The organism is Streptomyces sioyaensis (assembly GCF_004122735.1).
Lineage (GTDB): Bacteria > Actinomycetota > Actinomycetes > Streptomycetales > Streptomycetaceae > Streptomyces > Streptomyces sioyaensis.
Window position 1 is genome coordinate 67,869 of record NZ_SDIF01000014.1, and the last position, 21,242, is coordinate 89,110.

The 21,242-nt window shown below is 71.6% G+C and carries 16 protein-coding genes; 9 read left to right on the top strand and 7 right to left on the bottom strand.

The annotated features are described in order from the left end of the window. Window positions 1–613: 613 nt before the first annotated feature. Window positions 614–1,774, top strand: a complete 1,161-nt coding sequence (locus EST54_RS07700; RefSeq protein ID WP_129246367.1) for an acyltransferase family protein — start codon at window positions 614–616, stop codon at window positions 1,772–1,774. Window positions 1,775–1,889: 115 nt separating this feature from the next. Here the strand turns inward: EST54_RS07700 and EST54_RS07705 are convergent, their stop codons facing one another. Further along, entirely contained in the window at window positions 1,890–3,035 is a 1,146-nt protein-coding gene (locus EST54_RS07705; protein ID WP_129246369.1) for a PP2C family protein-serine/threonine phosphatase, read from the bottom strand. A gap of 127 nt (window positions 3,036–3,162) precedes the next feature. Between EST54_RS07705 and EST54_RS07710 the strand changes: the two genes are divergently transcribed. After that, window positions 3,163–4,392: a GNAT family N-acetyltransferase gene (locus EST54_RS07710; RefSeq protein ID WP_129246371.1), complete on the top strand. Its 1,230-nt coding sequence runs from the start codon at window positions 3,163–3,165 to the stop codon at window positions 4,390–4,392. Between the two features lie 70 nt (window positions 4,393–4,462). Here EST54_RS07710 and EST54_RS07715 read toward each other — a convergent pair whose 3' ends face one another. Then, a complete protein-coding gene (locus EST54_RS07715) occupies window positions 4,463–5,284 on the bottom strand; it encodes an Fpg/Nei family DNA glycosylase (RefSeq protein WP_129246373.1) in 822 nt (273 codons plus the stop codon). Window positions 5,285–5,355: 71 nt separating this feature from the next. After that, complete coding sequence (locus tag EST54_RS07720; RefSeq protein WP_129246375.1) at window positions 5,356–5,841, bottom strand: ribose-5-phosphate isomerase; 486 nt, start codon at window positions 5,839–5,841, stop codon at window positions 5,356–5,358. Window positions 5,842–6,051: 210 nt separating this feature from the next. Here EST54_RS07720 and EST54_RS07725 point away from each other — a divergent pair, with 210 nt between their 5' ends. Further along, window positions 6,052–7,542, top strand: coding sequence for an amino acid permease (locus EST54_RS07725; RefSeq protein WP_129246377.1), 1,491 nt, complete (start codon window positions 6,052–6,054; stop codon window positions 7,540–7,542). 153 nt (window positions 7,543–7,695) lie between these two features. Here the strand turns inward: EST54_RS07725 and EST54_RS07730 are convergent, their stop codons facing one another. Continuing rightward, window positions 7,696–8,322, bottom strand: a complete 627-nt coding sequence (locus tag EST54_RS07730; protein WP_174857407.1) for a biotin transporter BioY — start codon at window positions 8,320–8,322, stop codon at window positions 7,696–7,698. Between the two features lie 324 nt (window positions 8,323–8,646). On the opposite strand from EST54_RS07730, the gene EST54_RS07735 reads away from it, so the two are divergent. The 3 genes from EST54_RS07735 to EST54_RS07745 all read left to right on the top strand — a co-directional run bounded on the left by EST54_RS07735 (window position 8,647) and on the right by EST54_RS07745 (window position 12,697). Then, the gene (locus tag EST54_RS07735; protein WP_129246381.1) at window positions 8,647–10,149 is read left to right on the top strand and encodes an amino acid permease; all 1,503 of its coding nucleotides are present in this window, start codon (window positions 8,647–8,649) and stop codon (window positions 10,147–10,149) included. Window positions 10,150–10,439: 290 nt separating this feature from the next. Further along, complete coding sequence (locus tag EST54_RS07740; RefSeq protein WP_129246383.1) at window positions 10,440–11,882, top strand: amino acid permease; 1,443 nt, start codon at window positions 10,440–10,442, stop codon at window positions 11,880–11,882. Window positions 11,883–12,055: 173 nt separating this feature from the next. Next, window positions 12,056–12,697, top strand: a complete 642-nt coding sequence (locus tag EST54_RS07745; protein ID WP_129246385.1) for a superoxide dismutase — start codon at window positions 12,056–12,058, stop codon at window positions 12,695–12,697. 148 nt (window positions 12,698–12,845) lie between these two features. Here the strand turns inward: EST54_RS07745 and EST54_RS07750 are convergent, their stop codons facing one another. Continuing rightward, on the bottom strand, window positions 12,846–13,481 hold the full coding sequence (locus EST54_RS07750) for a mycothiol-dependent nitroreductase Rv2466c family protein (RefSeq protein WP_129246387.1): 636 nt from the start codon (window positions 13,479–13,481) through the stop codon (window positions 12,846–12,848). A gap of 119 nt (window positions 13,482–13,600) precedes the next feature. Here EST54_RS07750 and pepN point away from each other — a divergent pair, with 119 nt between their 5' ends. Both pepN and EST54_RS07760 read left to right on the top strand, forming a co-directional pair. After that, window positions 13,601–16,204, top strand: coding sequence for an aminopeptidase N (gene pepN, locus EST54_RS07755; protein WP_129246388.1), 2,604 nt, complete (start codon window positions 13,601–13,603; stop codon window positions 16,202–16,204). Between the two features lie 124 nt (window positions 16,205–16,328). Further along, a complete protein-coding gene (locus EST54_RS07760) occupies window positions 16,329–17,351 on the top strand; it encodes a hypothetical protein (RefSeq protein WP_129246390.1) in 1,023 nt (340 codons plus the stop codon). A 58-nt stretch (window positions 17,352–17,409) separates the two neighbouring features. On the opposite strand, the gene EST54_RS07765 is transcribed toward EST54_RS07760, so the two are convergent. Continuing rightward, window positions 17,410–19,155 (bottom strand): TIGR03767 family metallophosphoesterase, encoded by a 1,746-nt coding sequence (locus tag EST54_RS07765; protein ID WP_129246392.1) that lies wholly within the window; start codon window positions 19,153–19,155, stop codon window positions 17,410–17,412. Window positions 19,156–19,559: 404 nt separating this feature from the next. Between EST54_RS07765 and EST54_RS07770 the strand changes: the two genes are divergently transcribed. After that, window positions 19,560–20,591, top strand: coding sequence for an aspartate-semialdehyde dehydrogenase (locus EST54_RS07770; RefSeq protein ID WP_129246395.1), 1,032 nt, complete (start codon window positions 19,560–19,562; stop codon window positions 20,589–20,591). Window positions 20,592–20,670: 79 nt separating this feature from the next. Here the strand turns inward: EST54_RS07770 and EST54_RS07775 are convergent, their stop codons facing one another. After that, window positions 20,671–21,198, bottom strand: a complete 528-nt coding sequence (locus EST54_RS07775; protein WP_129246397.1) for a DUF1203 domain-containing protein — start codon at window positions 21,196–21,198, stop codon at window positions 20,671–20,673. Between the last annotated feature and the right edge of the window lie 44 nt (window positions 21,199–21,242).

Below are 21,242 nucleotides of genomic sequence, written 5' to 3' on the forward strand. Positions count from 1 at the left end.
AACTGATCACACCCTCGGTCGGAACGCCTCACCGGCCCGGGAGCATGCCTCGCACACCCCCCTGCACCATCGTGCCACCAACTCCATGCCCACTGGATACCGGTGACGAATCATCGGCCAACGCTTTGCCCGATTCCCGACGCTGGGTGACCAGCTGGGGGACCGCAGGGTGCGGCCGGGCGGTGCGCGGGGTGGCGGAGCGGGTGACGTAGGGGTGGCGACGTCCTCAGGAGAGGCCGGGCCGGGCGGGGAATTCTTCCCACCCGGCGCCGCCCCGGCAAATCGTTCCGATCTTTCTCCGGTGCCGCTCGCCCCCTCCCCGGATCCGCGGAAAGGGAAATTCGTGGCGTCCGTCACTGCTTTACCGGGTGCCGCAAGGGCTTATTAGCATTCGGACATAAGAGCAAGGGATGGGACATTACCGCGGAGTCGTTTGCGGGGGATACGGGGGGATTTGAAGGGATGATAGGGGACGAGTCGGGCGGCCGCTGACCAGCTTCTACCCGGTGATTGCGGGTTTATCCGTTCTTCATCCGCGGCGGCGCCGGGGAGAAATAGGAAAGGGGCAGGACGCGGTTTTACGCATTCGTCGACCGCCGCTATCGTGCCTCCAATGTTTTCCGCTGCCCCGACACCCCGACGCGCACTCCCCGCTGCCCGGGCGGCGGACACGGACCGGACGGAGGCGACGGCCGGGCCGTCCGGCGGGCCGGAGGCGGCCGAGCCGCCCTCCCCCAAAGCCGGTAGCCGCAATCCGTTCTTCGACAACGCGAAGTACCTGGCCATCGTGCTGGTGGCGATGGGGCACTCCTGGGAGCCGCTGACCGACGGCAGCCGGGCCGCCGAGGCGTTCTACATGACCGTCTACACGTTCCACATGCCGGCCTTCATCATCATTTCGGGCTACTTCTCGCGCAGCTTCGACATGCGCAAGGACCGGTTGCAGCGGCTGGTCACCGGGGTCGCGGTCCCCTATGTCCTCTTCGAGACCGCCTACGCCTTCTTCAAGCGCTGGGCGGACGACGACCCGGGGCAGCCCATCAGCCTGCTCGACCCGTGGTTCCTGACGTGGTTCCTGGTGGCCCTGTTCATCTGGCGGCTGACCACCCCGCTGTGGAAGATCGTGCGCTGGCCGATCCCGCTCGCGGTGGCCATCGCCGTCCTCGCGTCCGTCTCACCCGACATCGGTGACGATCTGGACCTCCAGCGGGTGCTCCAGTTCCTGCCGTTCTTCGTCCTGGGGCTGTCGCTGCGGGCGGAGCACTTCGCGATGGTGCAGCGGCGGGCGGTGCGGATCGCCTCGATTCCCGCCTTCGCGGCCGCGCTGGTGATGGCCTACTGGGCGGCGCCCCGGATGACCTCGGCGTGGTTCTACCACCGGGACAGCGCCCAGGAGTTGGGCACCACCTGGTGGATCGGCGCGGTGATGACGCTGGCGCTCTTCGGCTGCTCGATCGTGCTCACCGCCTGCTTCTTCTCCTGGGTACCGACGCGGCGGACGTGGTTCACGGTGCTGGGCGCGGGGACGCTGTACGGCTATCTGCTGCACGGCTTCCTGGCCAAGGGCTCGCGCTTCTGGGGCTGGTTCGACGACTACGCCTGGCTGCACACCCCGCTCGGTGAGATCGCGGTCACGCTGATCGCCGGGGCCATCGTGACGGCCCTGTGCACCCCGCCGGTCCGCAAGGTGTTCCGCTTCGCGATGGAGCCGACGATGGCCTGGGCGTTCCGCAAGGACCCGGCCGACACGGCGCGGGCCCGCGTCAGCGCCTGAGCGCGGGCCCCGGCCCGGCCGCGCGGTGCCCGAGCGCCGGGACGGCCGGTGCGCCCACCCGGGGAGACCGGCGAAGAAAGAGCCGCGCGGACGGTGCCCCCGGGTCAGCCGTCGGTCAGGCGTCCCGGCAGATCAGCAGCAGCGCCCGGTCGTCGTTGACGTCCTTGGCGACGGCCTCGATCAGGTGCCAGGCCGCGCCGGCGAAGCCGCTGGCGACATAGCGGTCGGCCTCGCCGGTCAGCCGGTCGATGCCCTCGGCGATATCGCGGTCGGCGGCCTCGACCAAGCCGTCGGTGAACAACATCAGCACATCGCCCGTCCGCAGCGTGCCCTTGACCGGGTCGAACTGGGCGCCGTCGTAGACGCCGAGCAGCGGCCCCTCCCCCGACTTCTCCTCCCAGCGGCCGGTGCCCGCGCTGAGTTGCAGGGCCGGCAGATGCCCGGCGGAGAGCAGCTCGTAGTCGCCGGATTCCAGGTCGAGGACGAGATGGATGGAGGTGGCGAAGCCCTCGTCCCAGTCCTGGCGCAGGAGGTAGCCGTTGGCGGCGGGCAGGAAGGCGTGCGGCGGCAGTGAGCCGAGCAGGCCGCCGAAGGCGCCGGACAGCAGCAGCGCGCGGGAGGCGGCGTCCATGCCCTTGCCGGAGACATCGGTCAGCACCACTTCGAGGATGCTGCCGCCGTGGGTGCGGGAGGCCACCACGAAGTCGCCGGAGAAGGACTGCCCGCCGGCCGGGCGCAGCGCCATCTCGCGGTGCCAGCCCTGGGGCAGCTTGGGCAGTTCGCTCTGGACGCGGATCCGCTCGCGCAGGTCGAAGAGCATGGTGCCGCCGCGCCGCCAGGGCACCCCGACCCGGCTGCGGAACTGCGCGATCAGCAACCCGAAGAACCCGACCGCGGCGACCACCAGCACGGTGCCCGGAGTGATCCGGTCCGGTCCTTCGTCATACGGGCCGAACAACGCGGACTCGACGACCAGCGCGGTCGCGGAGGCGCCGTACAGCACGAGGAGGTTGGCCGGCCGCAGCACCAGTCCGCCGGCGATGACCGGGAGGACCAGGGCGGTCGGGGCGACCCACTCGGGGAACCGGAGCGTGCCCGCGGCGATGGCGGGTATGGCCAGGAGCAGGACGGCCAGTGCGAACCGGTCGGAGCCCTCACCACGGAAGTAGTCGACCCCGGCCTTGCGCACGCCGATGCGGGCCCGGTGCAGACCTTTGTGCATCCGGGCCGTCAGGGAGTCCGTGCCCTGGCCGCTTGTCATTGCTCTGGGACCCTATCCACCCGTTCGGCGGCGCGTCGATTCGCCGCACGACGGCCCGGCCAATTGCCGGGAAACTCCGTTCGAAATCCGGTCGCGCGGCCGGAGAGCGGCCTGCTAGGGATGGGGCATGGCAACGGAACTGCGGGGCGTGCGGGACGTCGAGTGGGACGACTGGTCCGACAAGCTGGATCTGGCGTTCGGCGAGCTGCCCCCGCCCCCTGAGCGGCGGTCCCTCCGGCGGGCGGCCACCGAGATCGAGCGCTCGATCGGGATCTGGGACGGCGACGACTGCGTCGCCACGGCGGGGGCGCTCTCGTTCCGGCTCACCGTGCCGGGCGGGGCCGGGGTGCCGGCGGCCGGGGTCACGATGGTCAGTGTGCAGCCGACGCACCGCCGCCGCGGGCTGCTGCGGTCGATGATGCGGCACCAGCTCGCGGACGTCCGCGAGCGCGGTGAACCGCTGGCGGTGCTCACCGCGTCGGAGCCGGCGATCTACGGGCGGTTCGGCTACGGGGCGGCGGCCCTGGACATGCAGCTGACCGTGGACACGGATCGGCTGGCCGCCCCCGAGCTGCCCGGCACGGACGGCGTGCGGCTGCGACTGGTGGATCCGGCGGCCGCGCTCGCCGACTGCGAGCGGGTCTACGCCCAACTGGTGCCGTCCCGCCCCGGAATGCTCGCCCGGCTGCCCGGCTGGGAGCGGATAGCCGTGCAGGACCCGCCCGATGAGCGGGACGGGGCCGGGATGCTCCAGTGCGTGGTGGCCGAGGTGGACGGCGAGGTGCGGGGCTATGCGCGCTTTGCGGTCAAACCGTCCTGGGACCGGGGCGGGCCCGCGGGTGCGGTGGTCGTCCGGCATCTCGACGCGCTGGACCCGGTGGTGTACGCGGCGCTGTGGCGCTTTCTGTTCGGGATCGACCTGACGTCGTCGGTGGCGGTGCGCACCCGGCCGGTGGACGATGCGCTGCCGCTGCTCGTCGCGGACATGCGGCGCTGCGCGATGGAGCTGCGGGAGTCCCTGTTCGTCCGGCCGGTGGAGGTGGGCGCGGCGCTGGCGGCCCGGACGTACCGGACGCCGGTGGACGTGGTGCTGGAGGTCGCGGATCCGTTCTGCCCGTGGAACGAGGGGCGTTGGCGGCTGACCGGTGACGCGAGCGGCGCGTCCTGCGTGCGGACCCGCGACGAGGCCGAACTGGCGCTGTCCGTACGCGAGTTGGGCTCGGCGTATCTGGGTGGCTTCGCGCTGACGGCGCTGGCGGCGGCGGGCCGGGTGCGGGAGCTGCGGCCCGGTGCGCTGGCGCCCGCGTCGAGGGCGTTCGGGTCGGATGTGGCGCCCTGGCTGCCGCACGGGTTCTGAGCGGGTCCGGGGTCCGGCCCCCGGCGTACGGGGGTGGCGCGGTGGCCGTACCGGACGCCGCCGGGGACCGTCAGCCGCCGCCGGTGGACGGCTGGCAGCCCGGGCACCAGAAGAGGTTGCGGGCGGCGAGGCCGGCGGTGCGGATCTCGCTGCCGCAGATGTGGCAGCCCTGCGGGGCGCGGCGGTAGACGTAGACCTCGCCGCCGTGGTCGTCGACCCGCGGCGGGCGGCCCATGGCCTCGGGGAGGTGCTCCGGGCGGACGGTGTCGATCCGGTTGTGCCGGACGCCCTCGGCCATCAGGAACACCAAGTCGTCCCAGAGGGCGTCCCATTCGGTGCGGGTGAGGTCACGGCCGGGGCGGTAGGGGTCGATGTGATGGCGGAAGAGGACCTCGGCGCGGTAGACGTTGCCGACGCCGGCGATGATCTTCTGGTCGAGCAGCAGCGCCGCGATGGTCGTCCGGCTGCGGGAGATCCGCTGCCAGGCGCGGGTGCCGTCGTCGCCGGGGCGCAGCGGGTCGGGGCCGAGCCGCTCGTGTATCGCCTGCTTCTCGGCTTCGGTGATCAGTGCGCAGGTGGTGGGTCCGCGCAGGTCCGCGTGGTGGTCGGCGGTGGCCAGGCGCAGCCGGACGGTGTCGGTGGGCGGCGGGGCGGGCGCGGTGCCGAAGCCGAGCTTGCCGAAGAGGCCGAGGTGGATGTGGATCCAGCGGTCCTTGCCGAAGCCGAGGAAGAGGTGTTTGCCGTGCGCCTCGGCGGCGGTCATGACCTGGCCGTCGACGAGGGCGGCGCCGCCGGCGAACTTGCCCTGCGGGCTGCTCACCCGGACGGCTTCGCCCTCGAAACGGGAGCGGTGGTCCAGGGCGAGGCGGTGGATCGTATGCCCCTCGGGCACGGGTGTTCCTCCAGTGGGCGCGCCCGCCCGCCCCGGCGGCCGGGGCGGGCGGGCGGCGGGACGAGCGGGGGTCAGCCCTGCGGGTGGTGGGCGGGGATGGCGGGCAGTTCGCCGGTGGTCTCGTAGGCCGAGAGCATCTCGATGCGGCGGGTGTGCCGCTCCTCGCCCGAGTAGGGCGTGTTGAGGAAGGCCGCGATGAACGCGGTCGCCTCTTCCTCGGTGTGCATCCGGCCGCCGACGGAGATCACGTTGGCGTTGTTGTGCTCGCGGCCGAGCTTGGCGGTCTCCTCGCTCCAGGCCAGCGCGGCCCGTACGCCCTTGACCTTGTTGGCGGCGATCTGCTCGCCGTTGCCGGAGCCGCCGATCACGATGCCGAGGCTCTCCGGGTCGGCGGCGGTCTTCTCCGCGGCGCGCAGGCAGAACGGCGGGTAGTCGTCCTGGGCGTCGTAGATGTGGGGGCCGCAGTCGACGGGCTCGTGGCCATGGGCCTTGAGCCATTCGACGAGGTGGTTCTTGAGGTCGAAACCTGCATGGTCGGAGCCGAGGTACACGCGCATGCGATGAGTGTGACACGAGGGGGCCGGGCAGGCGTCGCGGGGTCGTCCCGGGCCCGGGCGGACGGGCTACCGCTCCCGCCTTCCGTACGCAAGCGCATCGCGTAACCGCCCAGGGTTTCACACAACAATCCGACTCCAGGCCTTCCAATCAACGGATAACGAAGATCTAATGCCAGAGATCTCTTCCGCGAACCACGAAGGACGGTGCTCATGGGCGCGCACCCCCCTCCCCCCAGCTCCACCGGAGCAGGGGGCACCCCCACCACCACAGCGGTCCCGCCTGCCGGCGATCCCAGCGGCGGATCGACCGGGGGGCAGTCGCCGGACGGGCTGCAGGCAGGACTCAAGAACCGCCACCTGTCGATGATCGCCATCGGCGGGGTGATCGGCGCCGGCCTGTTCGTCGGTTCCGGGGCCGGTATCGCGGCCGCGGGTCCGGGCATTCTGCTCTCCTACGCACTGACCGGGCTGCTGGTCGTGCTGGTGATGCGGATGCTGGGCGAGATGGCCGCCGCCTCCCCCACGTCCGGCTCGTTCTCCGCTTACGCCGACCGGGCGCTGGGGCGCTGGGCCGGCTTCACCATCGGCTGGCTGTACTGGTTCTTCTGGTCGGTCGTGCTGGCCGTCGAGGCGACCGCGGCCGCCTCGATCCTCACCGGCTGGGTCCCCGCCGTCCCCCAGTGGGCCTGGGCGCTGCTGGTGATGATCGTGCTGACCGGTACGAACCTGATCTCGGTGGGCTCGTTCGGCGAGTTCGAGTTCTGGTTCGCCGGCATCAAGGTCGTCGCGATCGTGGTCTTCATCGTGGTCGGCGCGCTGGCGATATTCGGGCTGCCGCCGGGCGACGACCCGGTCGGCGTCGCGAACCTGACCGGGCACGGCGGCTTCCTGCCGCACGGTCCCGGCGCGATCCTCTCCGGCATGCTGCTGGTGGTCTTCTCCTTCATGGGCAGCGAGATCGTCACGCTGGCGGCGAGCGAGGCGCCGAACCCGGTGCAGGCCGTCCGCAAGGCCGTCAACAGCGTCATCTGGCGGATCGCGCTGTTCTACCTCGGCTCGATCGGCGTGATCGTGACCCTGCTGCCGTGGAACGACAAGGCCGTGGCCAAGAGCCCGTACGTGGCCGTGCTGGAGTCGCTGGACATCCCGTACGCGGGCACCGTGATGGACATCGTGGTGCTGACCGCGGTGCTGTCCTGTCTGAACTCCGGGCTCTACACCGCCTCCCGGATGGCGTTCTCGCTCGGCGAGCGCGGTGACGCCCCGAAGTCGTTCGCCACCGTCAACAAGGGCGGGGTGCCGGCGGTCGCCACCTATGCGTCGGTCGCCTTCGGCTTCATCGCGACGATCTTCAGCTACACCTCGAAGGACACCGTCTTCCAGTTCCTGCTCAACTCGTCCGGCGCGGTGGCGTTGTTCGTGTGGCTGGTCATCTGCTTCTCGCAGCTGCGGATGCGCCGGACCATCGAGCGGGAGACCCCGGAGCGGCTGACGGTGCGGATGTGGCTGTACCCGTGGCTGACATACGCGACGATCGCGATGATCGTGTTCGTGGTGGGCTACATGTTCTACGACCCGGACGGGCGCAAGCAGATGGTGCTGTCGGTGATCGCGGCCGTGGTCGTGCTGGCGGTCGGGCTGCTGCTGGAGCGGCGGCGCCCGCGGGCCCGGGACGCGGCGAAGGCCGGCGACGGCGCGTAACGACAACGACAGCGACGAGGGCGGGAACCGCACCGAGATACCGAAATGGTGCGGTCCCCGCCCTCTTCGCATCGGAATACATCAGCCATCAATTGAGAAACCCCGATGGCGAGCAACCCCCTCCGCGAAAGCGGCGGCGGCTTAGCCGCAAGATCAGCTCGCCAGCTTCCAGGCGGTGGGCAGCGCGCCCATCGCCAGTGCGGCCTTGAGCGCGTCACCGATCAGGAACGGGACCAGGCCGACGGCGACCGCCTGGCCGAACGGCATCCCGGTGCTCAGCGCCAGGTAGGGCACTCCGACGGCGTAGATCACGGCGGTGCCGGCGGCCATGGTGGCGGCGGTGCGCAGCACCCCGCGGTCGCCGCCGCGGCGGGCCAGCGCGCCCACGAGGCCGGCGGCGAGCAGCATGCCCATGACGTAGCCGAAGGTGGCCCCGCCGGCACCGGAGGCACCGCCGGCGAACCACGGCATCCCCGCCATCCCGGCCAGGGCGTACAGCGCCAGCGACAGCAGACCGCGGCGCGCGCCGAGCGAGGCACCGACCAGGAGGGCCGCGAAGGTCTGGCCGGTGACCGGAACCGGGGAGCCGGGGACGGGGACCGCGATCTGGGCCGCGATGCCGGTGAGCGCGGCGCCACCGAGCACCAGCGCGGCGTCCCGGACGCGGGCGCGGGAGGCGGTGGTGGCCGGCAGCAGGTCGGCGAGGACCTCCCCCAAGCTCTCGGCTTCGCTCGAGCAGGGGGTACCCCCATCGGGGGAGGTGAGGGCGGCTGTGCTCATCGGGACCTCGCGGGGGGGGGAAGGAAGGGACGGGACGCGACGACGTTAGTTCAGCGGACCGCCGGCGATCATCGTGTGGCGGTGACAAAGCCGCACCGGCCCGCTTGGAGAGTTCCGATCAACCGCCGGCCTGCCCGGCCCTGTTGAGCCGCGTGGCGTCTTTGCAGGTCACGTGATGCTCATCACGGCCGGGAAGGTGCCGCGGGGCCGGTTTTGTGGTAGCGCGCGACCTGCGGCGACACTGGGTCCGATCCGCGGCGAGCTGTGGAGTTCCCCCAAACCTGCCGGCGGCATCACCGCCCGGCCCTTGCGAGAGTACGAGCCATGCACGACGTACCGACCCGCGCCGGCGAGTCTTCTCCCGGTGTCAGTTCTCCTGGCGCCGTCTCCCCCGGTGTCACCTCTCCTGGTACCGGCGCTCCCGGTGCGGTCGCCGGTGAGCAGGAGCCGTTGTCCGCGGGCCTCAAGCAGCGTCATCTGACGATGCTGGGCCTGGGCGGGGTGATCGGCGCGGGCCTGTTCGTGGGCTCCGGGGCCGGCATCGCGGTGGCCGGGCCGGGGATCGTGCTGTCGTATCTGATCGCGGGCGCACTGGCGATGCTGGTCATGCGGATGCTCGGCGAGATGTCGGCGGCGATGCCGGCCTCCGGGGCGTTCTCCGTGCATGCGGAGCGGGCGCTGGGCCGCTGGGCCGGTTTCAGCGTCGGCTGGCTGTACTGGTTCCTGCTGGTCGTGGTGCTGGCGGTGGAGGCCACCGGTGCGGCGCAGATCGCGAACGGCTGGGTGCCGGCGGTGCCGCAGTGGGCCTGGGTGCTGCTCTTCATGACGGTCTTCACCGGCGCCAATCTGACCGCGGTGAAGAACTTCGGGGAGTTCGAGTTCTGGTTCGCCGCCCTGAAGGTCACCGCGATCGTGCTGTTTCTCGTGCTGAGCCTGCTGGCGATCTTCGGGGTGCTGCCGAATGCCGAGCCGGTCGGGCTGGGCAACCTCACCGGGCACGGCGGGCTGCTGCCGCACGGCTGGGCCGGGGTGGTCTCCGGGGTCCTGGCCGTGGTGTTCGCCTTCGGCGGCCTGGAGGTCGTCACCATCGCCGCGGCCGAGTCGGACGACCCGGCGCGCGCGGTGGGCCGGGCGGTGCGCAGTGCGGTGTGGCGCATCCTGTTCTTCTACGTCGGCTCGATGGTGGTCATCGTGACGCTGCTGCCGTGGTCGTCGATGGAGCCGGGCAAGAGCCCGTATGTGGCGGTGCTGGACAGCATCGGTGTGCCGGGGGCCGGCCAGATCATGAACATCGTGGTGTTCGTGGCGCTGCTCTCCGCGCTGAACGCCAATCTCTACGGCTCCTCGCGGATGGTGTTCTCGCTGGCCGAGCGGGGTGAGGCGCCGCGCGCACTGCTGAAGGTGTCGGGGTCCCCCCGTTCGAGCGGAGCCGGGAGTGCGGGAGGGGTGCCGCGCCGGGCCGTGCTGGCCTCGGTGGCCTTCGGCTTCGTCTCGGTGCTGCTGAATCTGGAATGGCCGGATTCGGTGTTCCTCTACATGCTCAACGCGGTCGGCGCGGTGCTGTTGTTCGTCTGGGCGCTGATCGCCGTCTCCCAACTGCGGCTGCGGGGGCGGATCGAGCGCGAGGCACCGGGGCAACTGGCCCTGCGGATGTGGGCCTTCCCGTATCTGACCTGGGCGGCGCTGGTGGCCATGGGGGCCGTGCTGGTGCTGATGCTGACCGATGACGCGGCCCGTCCGCAGCTGCTGTGGTCGGCCGGGGCGACCGGCGCGGTGCTGCTCGTCGCGGGCCTGCGCGCGCTCCGGGAGCGCCGCGCGGGCGGCTGAAGCCCGAGACGGGGATCACACCGCGTGGTAACTGACGAGCGTTCGGATACCCATGGTGACGATCACGTCTGAATATCGAACATTCGCTGCACGACTGTTGCCCTGAGCGGACACCGGCACCCAGACTGAGCCCGCTTTGCCGAGGACCCCGGAGTCGTGCTGTCGGCAGGCCCATGCGACCTGCCGCCCCACCGGGGTCCAGGGGGCCGGCAGCACCGTCGCACCGCTCGCGGCCCCGGGAGAACGCAGTAACGCCTCGCTCCGCTCTCACCTACTGGGACAGGAACCACATGAATCGGACACCCTCGTCCGCCGCCGCCGCGCGCGAGCAGGCCGACGCGGTTCAGGGCGCCGGCCCCGACAGCGGCTCCACGCTGTCCAACGGCCTCAAGCAGCGCCATCTCTCGATGATCGCCCTGGGCGGGGTGATCGGCGCGGGCCTGTTCGTCGGCTCGCGCGAGGGCATCGCGGCGGCCGGCCCGTCGATCGTGCTGGCCTATGCCGTCTCCGGCGCCCTGGTCATGCTGGTCATGCGGATGCTCGGGGAGATGGCCGCGGCCAATCCGGCCTCCGGCTCCTTCTCCGTGCACGCCGAGCGCTCCATCGGCTCCTGGGCCGGATTCACGGTGGGCTGGATGTTCACCGCGCTGCTGTGCGTGGCGGTGGCCGCCGAGGCACTGGGCGCCGCGGACGTCATGGTCCAGTGGTTCCCGGGCACCCAGCCGTGGATGTGGGTGCTGCTGTTCATGGTGATCTTCACCGGTACGAACCTGGCCGCGGTCAGCAACTTCGGTGAGTTCGAGTTCTGGTTCGCCGCCCTGAAGGTCGCGGCGATCGGCATCTTCCTGGTCCTGGGTCTGCTGGCCATCTTCGGCGTGCTCCCCGGCACCCATGCGCCGGGCACCGCGCACCTCACCGGCGACGGCGGCTTCCTCCCCAAGGGCCTGAACGGCCTGATGGTCGGCCTGCTGGCCTCGGTGTTCGCGTACGGCGGTCTGGAGACGGTGACCATCGCGGCCGCCGAGTCCAAGGACCCGGTGCGCGGGGTCGCGCGTGCGGTGCGGACCGCGATGTGGCGGATCGCCCTCTTCTACGTGGGCTCGATGGCCATCATCGTCACCGTCATCCCCTGGAACGACTCCTCGATCGCCAAGAGCGGCCCCTACGTCGCGGTGCTGGACTACCTCGACATCCCGGCGGCCGGCCAGATCATGAACGTGGTCATCCTGGTGGCCCTGCTGTCCGCGATGAACGCCAACCTCTACGGCTCGTCCCGGATGGCGTTCTCGCTGACCGCCCGCGGCCAGGGCCCGGCGTTCCTGTCGAAGGTCAGCGGCGGGGTGCCGCGCCGGGCGGTGCTGATGTGCGCCGCGTTCGGTTTCGTCGCGGTGCTGCTGAGCATCCTGTGGCCCGACACGGTCTTCCAGTGGCTGCTGAACATGGTCGGTGCGGCCGTGCTGGTGGTGTGGGGCTTCATCGCCGTCGCCCAACTGCGGCTGCGGCGGGCGCTGGAGCGCGAGGCACCGGAGAAGCTCGTGGTGAAGATGTGGGCCTTCCCGGTGCTGACCTGGGTGGCGCTGGCGGGTATCGCCGCCGTGCTGCTGCTGATGCTGCGCGATGAGAACCAGCGGATCCAGCTGCTGTTCACCGGTGGCTTCGGGATCGTGCTGGCGATCGTCGGCCTGGCCCGGCAGCGGTCGCTGGGCAGCGGCCCGGACCTGACCAAGCCGTAGCGCTCTCCGGATTCCCCACAGGCGGGGCGGGACCTCCTTCCGAGGTCCCGCCCCGCCTCCGTCTTCGGTACCCACCCGGTCCCGTCACCGGCCGGCGATCACTCCTGCTGATAGCGTGTTCTTGCACATTGTTTGCAACTACTGCATGTACGCAGCTTGGAGGCGGGATCGGCATGGCCACCTACACACTTCCTGAACTTCCGTACGACTACGCGGCGCTGGCTCCGGTCATCAGCCCCGAGATCATCGAGCTGCACCACGACAAGCACCACGCGGCGTATGTGAAGGGCGCGAACGACACCCTGGAGCAGCTCGCCGAGGCCCGCGACAAGGAAGCGTGGGGCAGCATCAACGGCCTGGAGAAGAACCTCGCGTTCCACCTCTCCGGCCACATCCTGCACAGCATCTACTGGCACAACATGACCGGCGACGGCGGCGGCGAGCCGCACGAGAAGGACGGCGTGGGCGAACTGGCCGACGCCCTCGCGGAGAGCTTCGGCTCGTACGCCGGCTTCAAGGCCCAGCTGACCAAGGCCGCCGCCACCACCCAGGGCTCCGGCTGGGGCGTCCTGGCCTACGAGCCGGTCGCCGGCCGGCTGATCGTGGAGCAGATCTACGACCACCAGGGCAACGTCGGGCAGGGCTCGGTCCCGATCCTGGTCTTCGACGCCTGGGAGCACGCCTTCTACCTGCAGTACAAGAACCAGAAGGTGGACTTCATCGAGGCCATGTGGCAGGTCGTGAACTGGCAGGACGTCGCCAAGCGGTACGCCTCCGCCAAGCAGCGCGCGCACAACCTGCTGCTGGCCCCGTAACGCCGTCACCGGCGCCACCGGTCGTCCTGCCTCGTGATCGTCTTCTCACCCTTCACCCGGCAGGCGGAATGACGGAGCGCCCCCGCACGTCCGATACGTGCGGGGGCGCTCCCATGGGCATCAGTGCCTGGACATCGGTGCCGGGACCTCAGTCGAAAATCGGCCCCTGGGTCCGCGTCCGCTTGATCTCGTAGAAGCCGGGGATCGAGGCGACCATCAGCGTCCCGTCCCACAGCTTGGCGGCCTCCTCGCCCTTGGGGGCGGGGGTGACGACCGGGCCGAAGAAGGCGATCTGCTCGCCGTCGTGCCCGGGGACGGCGATGACCGGCGTGCCGACCTCCTGGCCGACCAGGTCGATGCCCTCCTTGTGGGAGGCGCGCAGCTGCGCGTCGTAGGCGTCGGAGTCCGCGGCGTCGGCCAGTTCGGCGGGCAGACCGGCCTCCTGAAGGGCGTCGACGAGCGTCTCGCGGGTGCGGTCCAGACCGCGGTTGTGGAAGCGGGTGCCGAGCGCGGCGTAGAGCGGGCCGAGCACCTCGCTGCCGTGCTGCTGCTCGGCGGCGATGCACACCCGCACCGGGCCCCAGGCGGTCGCCAGCAGCTCGCGGTAGTTCTCCGGGAGCTCGTCCAGCTTGTCCTCGTTGAGCACCGCCAGGCTCATCACGTGCCAGCGCACCTCGACCGGGCGGACCTTCTCCACCTCCAGCATCCAGCGGGAGGTCATCCACGCCCAGGGGCACAGCGGATCGAACCAGAAGTCTGCGGGGGTCTTCGCGGTGTCGGACACGGGGTCTCCTCTTGAGAGCGGTGCGGCAACGGAGCTTATATGTGCACGGTTCAACCGCCGGCCGGCGTGCCATGATTCCCCGTGTTCGATATCCGAGACGAGCATGAGGGAGTCACGTCGTGCCAGGTGAGAATCTGTCCCGGGACGAGGCGCGGGAGCGCGGCCGGCTGCTGAGCGTCGACGCGTACGACGTGGCGCTGGACGTCCGCTCGGCGCTCGCCCACGGTGCGGACGCGGACACCTTCCGCTCCCGGACGACCATCCGCTTCCGCTGCGCCGAGCCCGGCGCCGCCACCTTCGCGGACCTGCTGGCACCGTCGGTCACCTCCGTCACCCTCAACGGCCGGGAGCTGGACCCCGCGGCGGTCTTCGACGGCACCCGGATCACGCTGGCAGCACTGGCCGCGGAGAACGTCCTCGTCGTCGACGCGCAGTGCGCCTACAGCCGGACCGGTGAGGGGCTGCACCGCTTCGTGGACCCCGAGGACGGCGAGGTCTACCTCTACACCCAGTACGAACCCGCCGATTCCCGCCGGGTCTTCGCCAACTTCGAACAGCCCGACCTGAAGGCCCCGTTCACCTTCGATGTGACCGCCCCCGAGGGCTGGGTGGTGCTCAGCAACGGCGCCCAGGACGGCGCGGCCGAGGGCGGCCGGCACCGCTTCGCGACGACCCGGCCGATCTCCACGTACATCACGGCCGTGGTCGCCGGCCCGTACCACTACGTCTCCGACAGCTACCGCCGCACCTTCAAGGACGGCACCACGCTGGAGATCCCGCTGGGCGCGCTGTGCCGCAAGGGGCTGGCGAAGCACTTCGACGCGGACGACGTCTTCACCGTCACCAAGCAGGGCCTGGACTTCTTCCACGACCACTTCGACTTCCCGTACCCCTTCGGGAAGTACGACCAGGCGTTCGTCCCGGAGTACAACCTCGGTGCGATGGAGAACCCGGGCTGTGTCACCTTCCGCGAGGAGTTCATCTTCCGCGGGAAGGTGACCGAGGCGTCCTACGAGCGGCGGGCCAACGTCATCCTGCACGAGATGGCACACATGTGGTTCGGCGACCTGGTCACCATGGAGTGGTGGGACGACCTGTGGCTGAAGGAGTCCTTCGCGGACTTCATGGGGTCCTTCGCACTGGTGGAGGCGACGCGCTTCACGGACGGCTGGATCACCTTCGCCAACCAGCGCAAGTCCTGGGCCTACCGCGCCGACCAGCTGCCCTCCACCCACCCGGTCACCGCCGACATCCGGGACCTGGAGGACGCCAAGCTCAACTTCGACGGCATCACCTACGCCAAGGGCGCCGCGGTGCTCAAGCAGCTGGTGGCGTACGTGGGGCGGGAGGCGTTCCTGGAGGGCGCCCGGCGCTACTTCAAGCGGCACGCCTACGGCAACACCCGGCTCACGGACCTGCTGACGGTGCTGGAGGAGACCTCCGGGCGGGACCTGGCGGCATGGTCGCGGGCTTGGCTGGAGACCGCGGGCGTCAACTCCCTCACCCCGCAGGTCACCTGTGACGCCCAGGACCGGATCACCGAGCTGGGCATCCTCCAGGAGGCGGCACCCTCGCACCCCGAGCTGCGGCCGCACCGGGTCGCGGTGGGCCTCTACCGCCGGCAGGGCGGGCTCGCGGAGGGCGGGGATCCGGCGCTGGTGCGCTACGCCCGCGCCGAGGTGGACGTCTCCGGACCGCGCACGGTGGTGCCGGAGCTGGCCGGTCTGGAGCGGCCGGAGCTGATCCTGGTCAACGACGAGGACCTGACGTACGGCAAGGTCCGTTTCGACGAGGGGTCGCTGGCCACCCTGCGGGCCCGGCTCGGCGAGCTGGCCGACCCGATGGCGCGCGCGCAGTGCTGGGCGGCGCTGTGGGGACTGACCCGGGACGGGCTGATGCCGGCCCGCGACTACCTCGACCTGGTGCGGCGGTTCGCCGGCCGGGAGACCGACATCGGGGTGCTCCAGTCCCTGCACGACCAGGCGCAGACCGCGCTGGAGCACTACGCGGCGCCCGAGCACCGGGAGTCCGCCGGCCGGGAGCTGGCCGAGGGCGCGCTGCGGGAGCTGCGGCTGGCCGCGCCCGGCAGCGGCCATCAGCTCACCTGGGCCCGGCAGGTCGCCGCCGTCGCCGCGTCCCCCGCCGATCTCCAGCTGGTCCAGGGCCTGCTGGACGGCACGGCGAAGATCGACGGCCTGGACGTGGACCAGGAGCTGCGCTGGACCCTGCTGGAACCGCTGGCCGCGCACGGTCTCGCGGACGAGTCCGTGATCGCCGCGGAGCTGGCCCGCGACGACACCGCGTCCGGCCGGCGCCACCAGGTGCGCTGCCTTGCGGCCCGGCCCTCGGCCGAGGTCAAGCAGCAGGCGTGGCAGGCGGTCGTGGAGTCCGACGTACTGTCGAACGCGCTGGTGGAGGCGACCATCGCGGGCTTCGGACAGCCGGGGCAGCGGGAGCTGCTGGCGCCCTACGCCCCGCGCTACTTCGAGGCCATCGAGCGGGTGTGGCGGGAGCGGTCCATCGAGATCGGGATGGATGTGGTGCGCGGGCTGTTCCCGGGCTGGCTGGTGGAGCACTCCACGCTGGACGCCGCGGACCGCTGGCTGGCGGAGCACGACCGGGCGGCGCCCGCGCTGCGCCGGCTGGTCCTGGAGAAGCGGGACGATCTGGCCCGGGCACTGCGGGCACAGGCTTGTGACGCGGCGGCCGGGGCCAGGCCGTAACCCCCGTGGCGACCAGCCCTTTTCGGCAGTCGAACGCCCGTACTTTAGTACAGGGTTGTCCGGTTTGTGGTACGAGCGTGTAACAGCGGTTAGGGGGCGGAGCGGGCGCGGGAATCTGGCCCGCATGAACCACGACACCCCGCTCTCGCCCCTCCCCCTCCGCCACCTCTCCGACGTCCACAGCCGGGTGATGACCACCCGTCAGCTGCGGGAGCACGGCGTCCCGGCGGCCGAGACCACCGAACGCTGCCGCGCCGGCGGCCCCTGGCAGCAACTGCTGCCGGGCGTCTATCTGCTGCACCCGGGGCCGCCCACCAGCGAGGAACGGCTACAGGCGGTGCTGCTCTACGCCAGTCATCGGGGGCCGACCGTGCCCCGGCAGGGCGCCGCGTCCGAGGACGCCCCCGAGGCGATGATCACGGGTCTGGCGGCGCTCGTCCTGCACGGCTTCGCGGAGGCGCCCCCGCTGCTCGGCCTGGACCGCATCGACGTGCTGGTGTCGCGCACCCGGCGGCTGCGCTCGACCGGTTTCGCGCGGATCCTGCGGGCCGTGGAGCTGCCCGTCGCGCAGGAGATCACCGGGGTGCCGGCCGCGCCGGTGCCGCGCGCCCTGGCGGACGCGGTCGGCGGGCTCACCGACGCGCCCACCGTGCGCCGGCTGCTGACCGAGGCGGTGCGCGGCGGCCACTGCGAGGCGACCGCGGTGGTGCGGGAGCTGAGCCGGGCCCGGCTGCTGACCCGGCCGCACGTGGTGGACGCGGTGGACACCCTGCTGGCCGAGGGCCGGGCGCTGGCCGAGCAGCGGCTCTACGCCATGGTGCGGGAGCACGGGCTGCCCGACCCGCTGTGGAACGTCGATCTGCGGCTGCCGGGCGGGCCGCACCTTGGCGGCGTGGACGCCTTCTGGCCCGAGTACGGGGTGGCCCTGGAGATCGACACCCGGGCGCCCCGCCCCGAGGAGGACCCGCTGGCGTCCCCCTTCTTCCACAAGCGCGAGCACCTGGAGCGGCTGGGCATCACCGTCGTGCGCTGTCTGCCCCGCACCCTGCGCGAGACGCCGGACCAGCAGGCCGCGGTGGTCCGTACGGCCCTGATGGCGGCTGGGGACCGGGAGCCGGGTGCGTATGTGGTGGTACTGCCGCGCTAGCCGGGCGCTTCGGGGCGCCGGCCGCGCCCCGGGGATCCGCGCGCCCGCGCGGGCCCCGTCAGCGCCGCTTGAGCAGCAGCTCGACGTTGCGGTCCCGGGCCGTGCCCGCGAGGTCGGTACGGGCCTCGGGCGCGTTGAAGGACAGCTCGCGGTAGAGGGCGGCCAGCCCGGTCTGCGAGAGGTCGGTGAAGTCCGTACGGTGCGGGGCGGCCGACTCGACCAGGGTGGCGAACAGCGACAGGGTGCCGTCGTGGTTGTCCACCAGCTCGATGACCCGGGCCAGTTGCGGGAAGTCGATGTGCGAGGCGGTGGAGATCTCCCAGAAGCTGCCGTGCGCGATGATCTCGTTCTTGTGGCTGTGGCCGTTGATCCAGCCGACCACCCGGGGGTGCGCGGCCAGCACCTCGATCAGCTCCGGACCGCCGTGCCGCTTCTCGTGCGGACGGGCGGGGTCGGGCTGGGTGTTGTTCATCGTCTTGCCGGTGTGGTGGCTGAAGACGAGGACGTGCAGCTTGTCCCCCTTCTCGTTCTTCTTCAGCACCCCTTCCAGCCAGCGCAGTTGGGCGTCGCCGACCGAGCCGGTGTAGTGGCCGCCGGGGTCGGTGGTGTCCAGGCTGATCCCGAGGACGTCATCGGAGATCTTGAAGGTGTAGTAGAGCCGGTCCTCGGACAGATGCGCCGGGGTGTAGCCGTGGCCGTGCGGGCCGGGGCCGGTGTGTGCGGGGTCGAGATGGGCGCGCAGGTATTCGGCCCGGGTGAAGGGGGCGCGCCGCGCGTCGGGGGTGACGCTCCTGGCCTGCTTGCGGTGCGAGGTCAGCAGGCGCTCGAAGTCCGCGCCCTTGGGGTCGAGGCCCTCCTTGACCGCCTTCCACACCTTCGCGGCCTCGGCGGCGGGCAGCGTCTCCAGCTTGCGGCCCCCGGTGGCGATCTCGGTCCAGAAGGGGTCGCCGGGGGCGTAGCAGCCGCCGGGCAGCGAGTCGTGGTTGCCGACCGTCGAGTACCAGGGCAGCCGCAGGCCGGGGCTGTGCACGGTCCGGATCGCCGCCTGGAGGAAGCCGTGCAGATGCGGGAAGCCCCGCTTCTTGTCGGCGTCGCGCAGCGCACTGTCCGGCTGCCAGTACAGCGCGAGCCCGCTGTCCTGGACGCCCTCGTAGCGGCGCGGGTCGCCGGAGTTGGGGGTGATCCGGCCGCCGCTCATCGCGGTCAGGAACCACTCCAGCTCCAGCTTGGAGTTGTTGTCGGTGTTGTCGCCGGTGGTCATCACGAAGGACAGCGGGGTGCCGGTGGCGGGCCCGCCGGGCAGCGCGTTGACCCGCTCGATCAGCGAGACGACGCCGGCCACGGACAGCGCCTCCTGCGGCCGCCAGGCGCTGGCGGTCTCGGCGCGCAGGTACTCGTAGCGCAGCGGGCTCTGCACATCGACCAGATGCAGGTCGGTGAACTGCACGAACGACGCCAGGGCGGTCCGCCGCCGGTCGCGCCCGCCGTGTGCGGTGGCCAGGTCGGCGCGTACCACCCGGTTCCATGCGGGGCCGTCGGCGAGCCGGCGGTAGCCTCCGCTGCCGCGCGGGGCGGACACACTGCCGAGGGTGGTGCCCTTGGTGTACGGCACATGGGGGACGGCGGGGGCGTCGACCGGCACCGGCGCGGCCGGGGCCGGACCGGTGGTGACGGCGGCGGCCTGGGCCGGCCGGTCCGGGCCGACGCCGAAGGCGAGCCCCAGCCCGGTCGCGGCGCCGACGGCCCCGGTGGCGGTGAGGAACGTACGGCGGTCGAAGGTGGCGGCGGACCGTATACGGGACATACGCAGGCTCCCCGAGTGCGAACGCGAAGGCGGCCGGGCAGCACAACTGCCCTGTCACCTGGGATGGTTGGCATCGGGAATGACCTGCGCGTGAACGCCACCGCAACGCGGGGAACCCATCACCGCACAGGGATCTGCCCGCCACCGGCCGGTCACGGAGCCCTGCCCGGGGGTGTGGCCGGCGGTCACCGGATGTTCACCCCGCGGGGTATCCGCAGCGCACACGGCCGGGCAGGCACCACGCACTGTGAGTGGGTGGCCACACTCCGCCCAGATCCGCCGTCCCGACCCGCCACGGAATGGAACGGATTGGACAAGGCGACGGGTGTCACACACATGATGGAGGCACTACTGAGCAGGTGTTCCGAGCAGACACCCGAGCCAGGCCAGAAAGAAGGAGTCCCATGAGGATCGGAATCGTCGGAGCCACCGGACAGGTCGGCGGTGTGGTGCGGGGCATCCTCGCCGAGCGGAACTTCCCGGTCGAGCAGCTGCGGCTGTTCGCTTCGGCCCGGTCCGCCGGACGTACGCTGCCCTGGCAGGACACCGAGATCACCGTCGAGGACGCGGCCACCGCCGACTACTCGGCGCTGGACATCGTGATCTTCTCGGCCGGCGGTGCCACCTCCAAGGCGCTGGCGGAGAAGGTCGCCGACGCCGGCCCGGTCGTGATCGACAACTCCTCGGCCTGGCGCCGTGACCCCCAGGTCCCGCTGGTCGTCTCCGAGGTCAACCCCTCGGCGATCACCGAGCGCCCCAAGGGGATCATCGCCAACCCGAACTGCACCACCATGGCCGCGATGCCGGTGCTGCGCCCGCTGCACGCCGAGGCCGGCCTGGTCTCGCTGGTCGTCGCCACCTACCAGGCGGTCTCCGGCAGCGGTCTGGCCGGTGTGGAGGAGCTGGACGGCCAGGTCCGCAAGGCCGTCGAGCAGGACGCCACCAAGCTGACGCACGACGGCTCGGCCGTGGAGTTCCCCGCTCCGGACACCTACGTCCGCCCCATCGCCTTCAATGTGCTCCCGATGGCCGGCTCGATCGTCGACGACGGGCTGAACGAGACCGACGAGGAGCAGAAGCTCCGCCACGAGAGCCGCAAGATCCTGGAGATCCCGGACCTGAAGGTGGCCGGCACCTGCGTCCGCGTCCCGGTCTTCACCGGCCACTCGCTCCAGGTCAACGCCCGCTTCGCGCGTCCGCTCAGCCCCGCCCGCGCCCAGGAGCTGCTGGCCGGCGCCCCCGGCGTGGCCCTCTCCGACGTGCCCACCCCGCTCCAGGCCGCCGGCCAGGACGCGTCCTTCGTGGGCCGGATCCGCAACGACGAGACCGCCGAGAACGGCCTGTCGCTGTTCGTCTCGAACGACAACCTCCGCAAGGGCGCGGCGCTGAACGCCGTCCAGATCGCGGAGCTGGTCGCGGCCGAGCTGCGCGGCTGACCGCACCGCTCGCACCACATTGCCGGGTGCCCGTACGGAGTCTCCGTACGGGCACCCGGCCGTTCGGGGCGGTGCGGCCTCAGGGCCGCCGGACCTCGTACAGGTAGCAGCCGTACTCCACGGCCCGGACGTGCACCAGCACCACCTGGGGGTCCGCGAACGCCTCGTCGAAGGCCGCGTCGAACCCGGCGGCCGCCTCCTCGGGGATCTCCAGGAGACGGCCGCCGGCGATGTGCCCGTCGGCGTCGTAGCGGCGCACGGTGCGCAGCCCACCGGGCCGGCCGGCCGGGTAGCCCTCCCCGGTGGCGGTGGCGTCCGGCCCGGCGCAGTCCGCGGCGTGGATGAACACCGGCCCGGTCTCGTCGTACGCCCCGGGCCGCGCCCCGGTCGCGGCCGCCCAGCGGCGCAGCGGCGCGTACGAGACCAGCGCGACCGGCTCGCCGGCCCGGATGTCCCGCAGACAGCAGCGCAGCAGACTGCCGACGCAGTCCAGCGGCACGCCGTCCGTACGCGCGGTGAACGGCTCGGCGGGGCGCCCGGCGTCGTCGGTGTCGCGGAGTTCCTTGAGGGCGGTGGGAGGGATGGGAAGCGGGGTGTAGGTCGGCATGGAGCCAGCATCGGGCCGCGCCCAGGGGGCGTGCTGGCGGCATT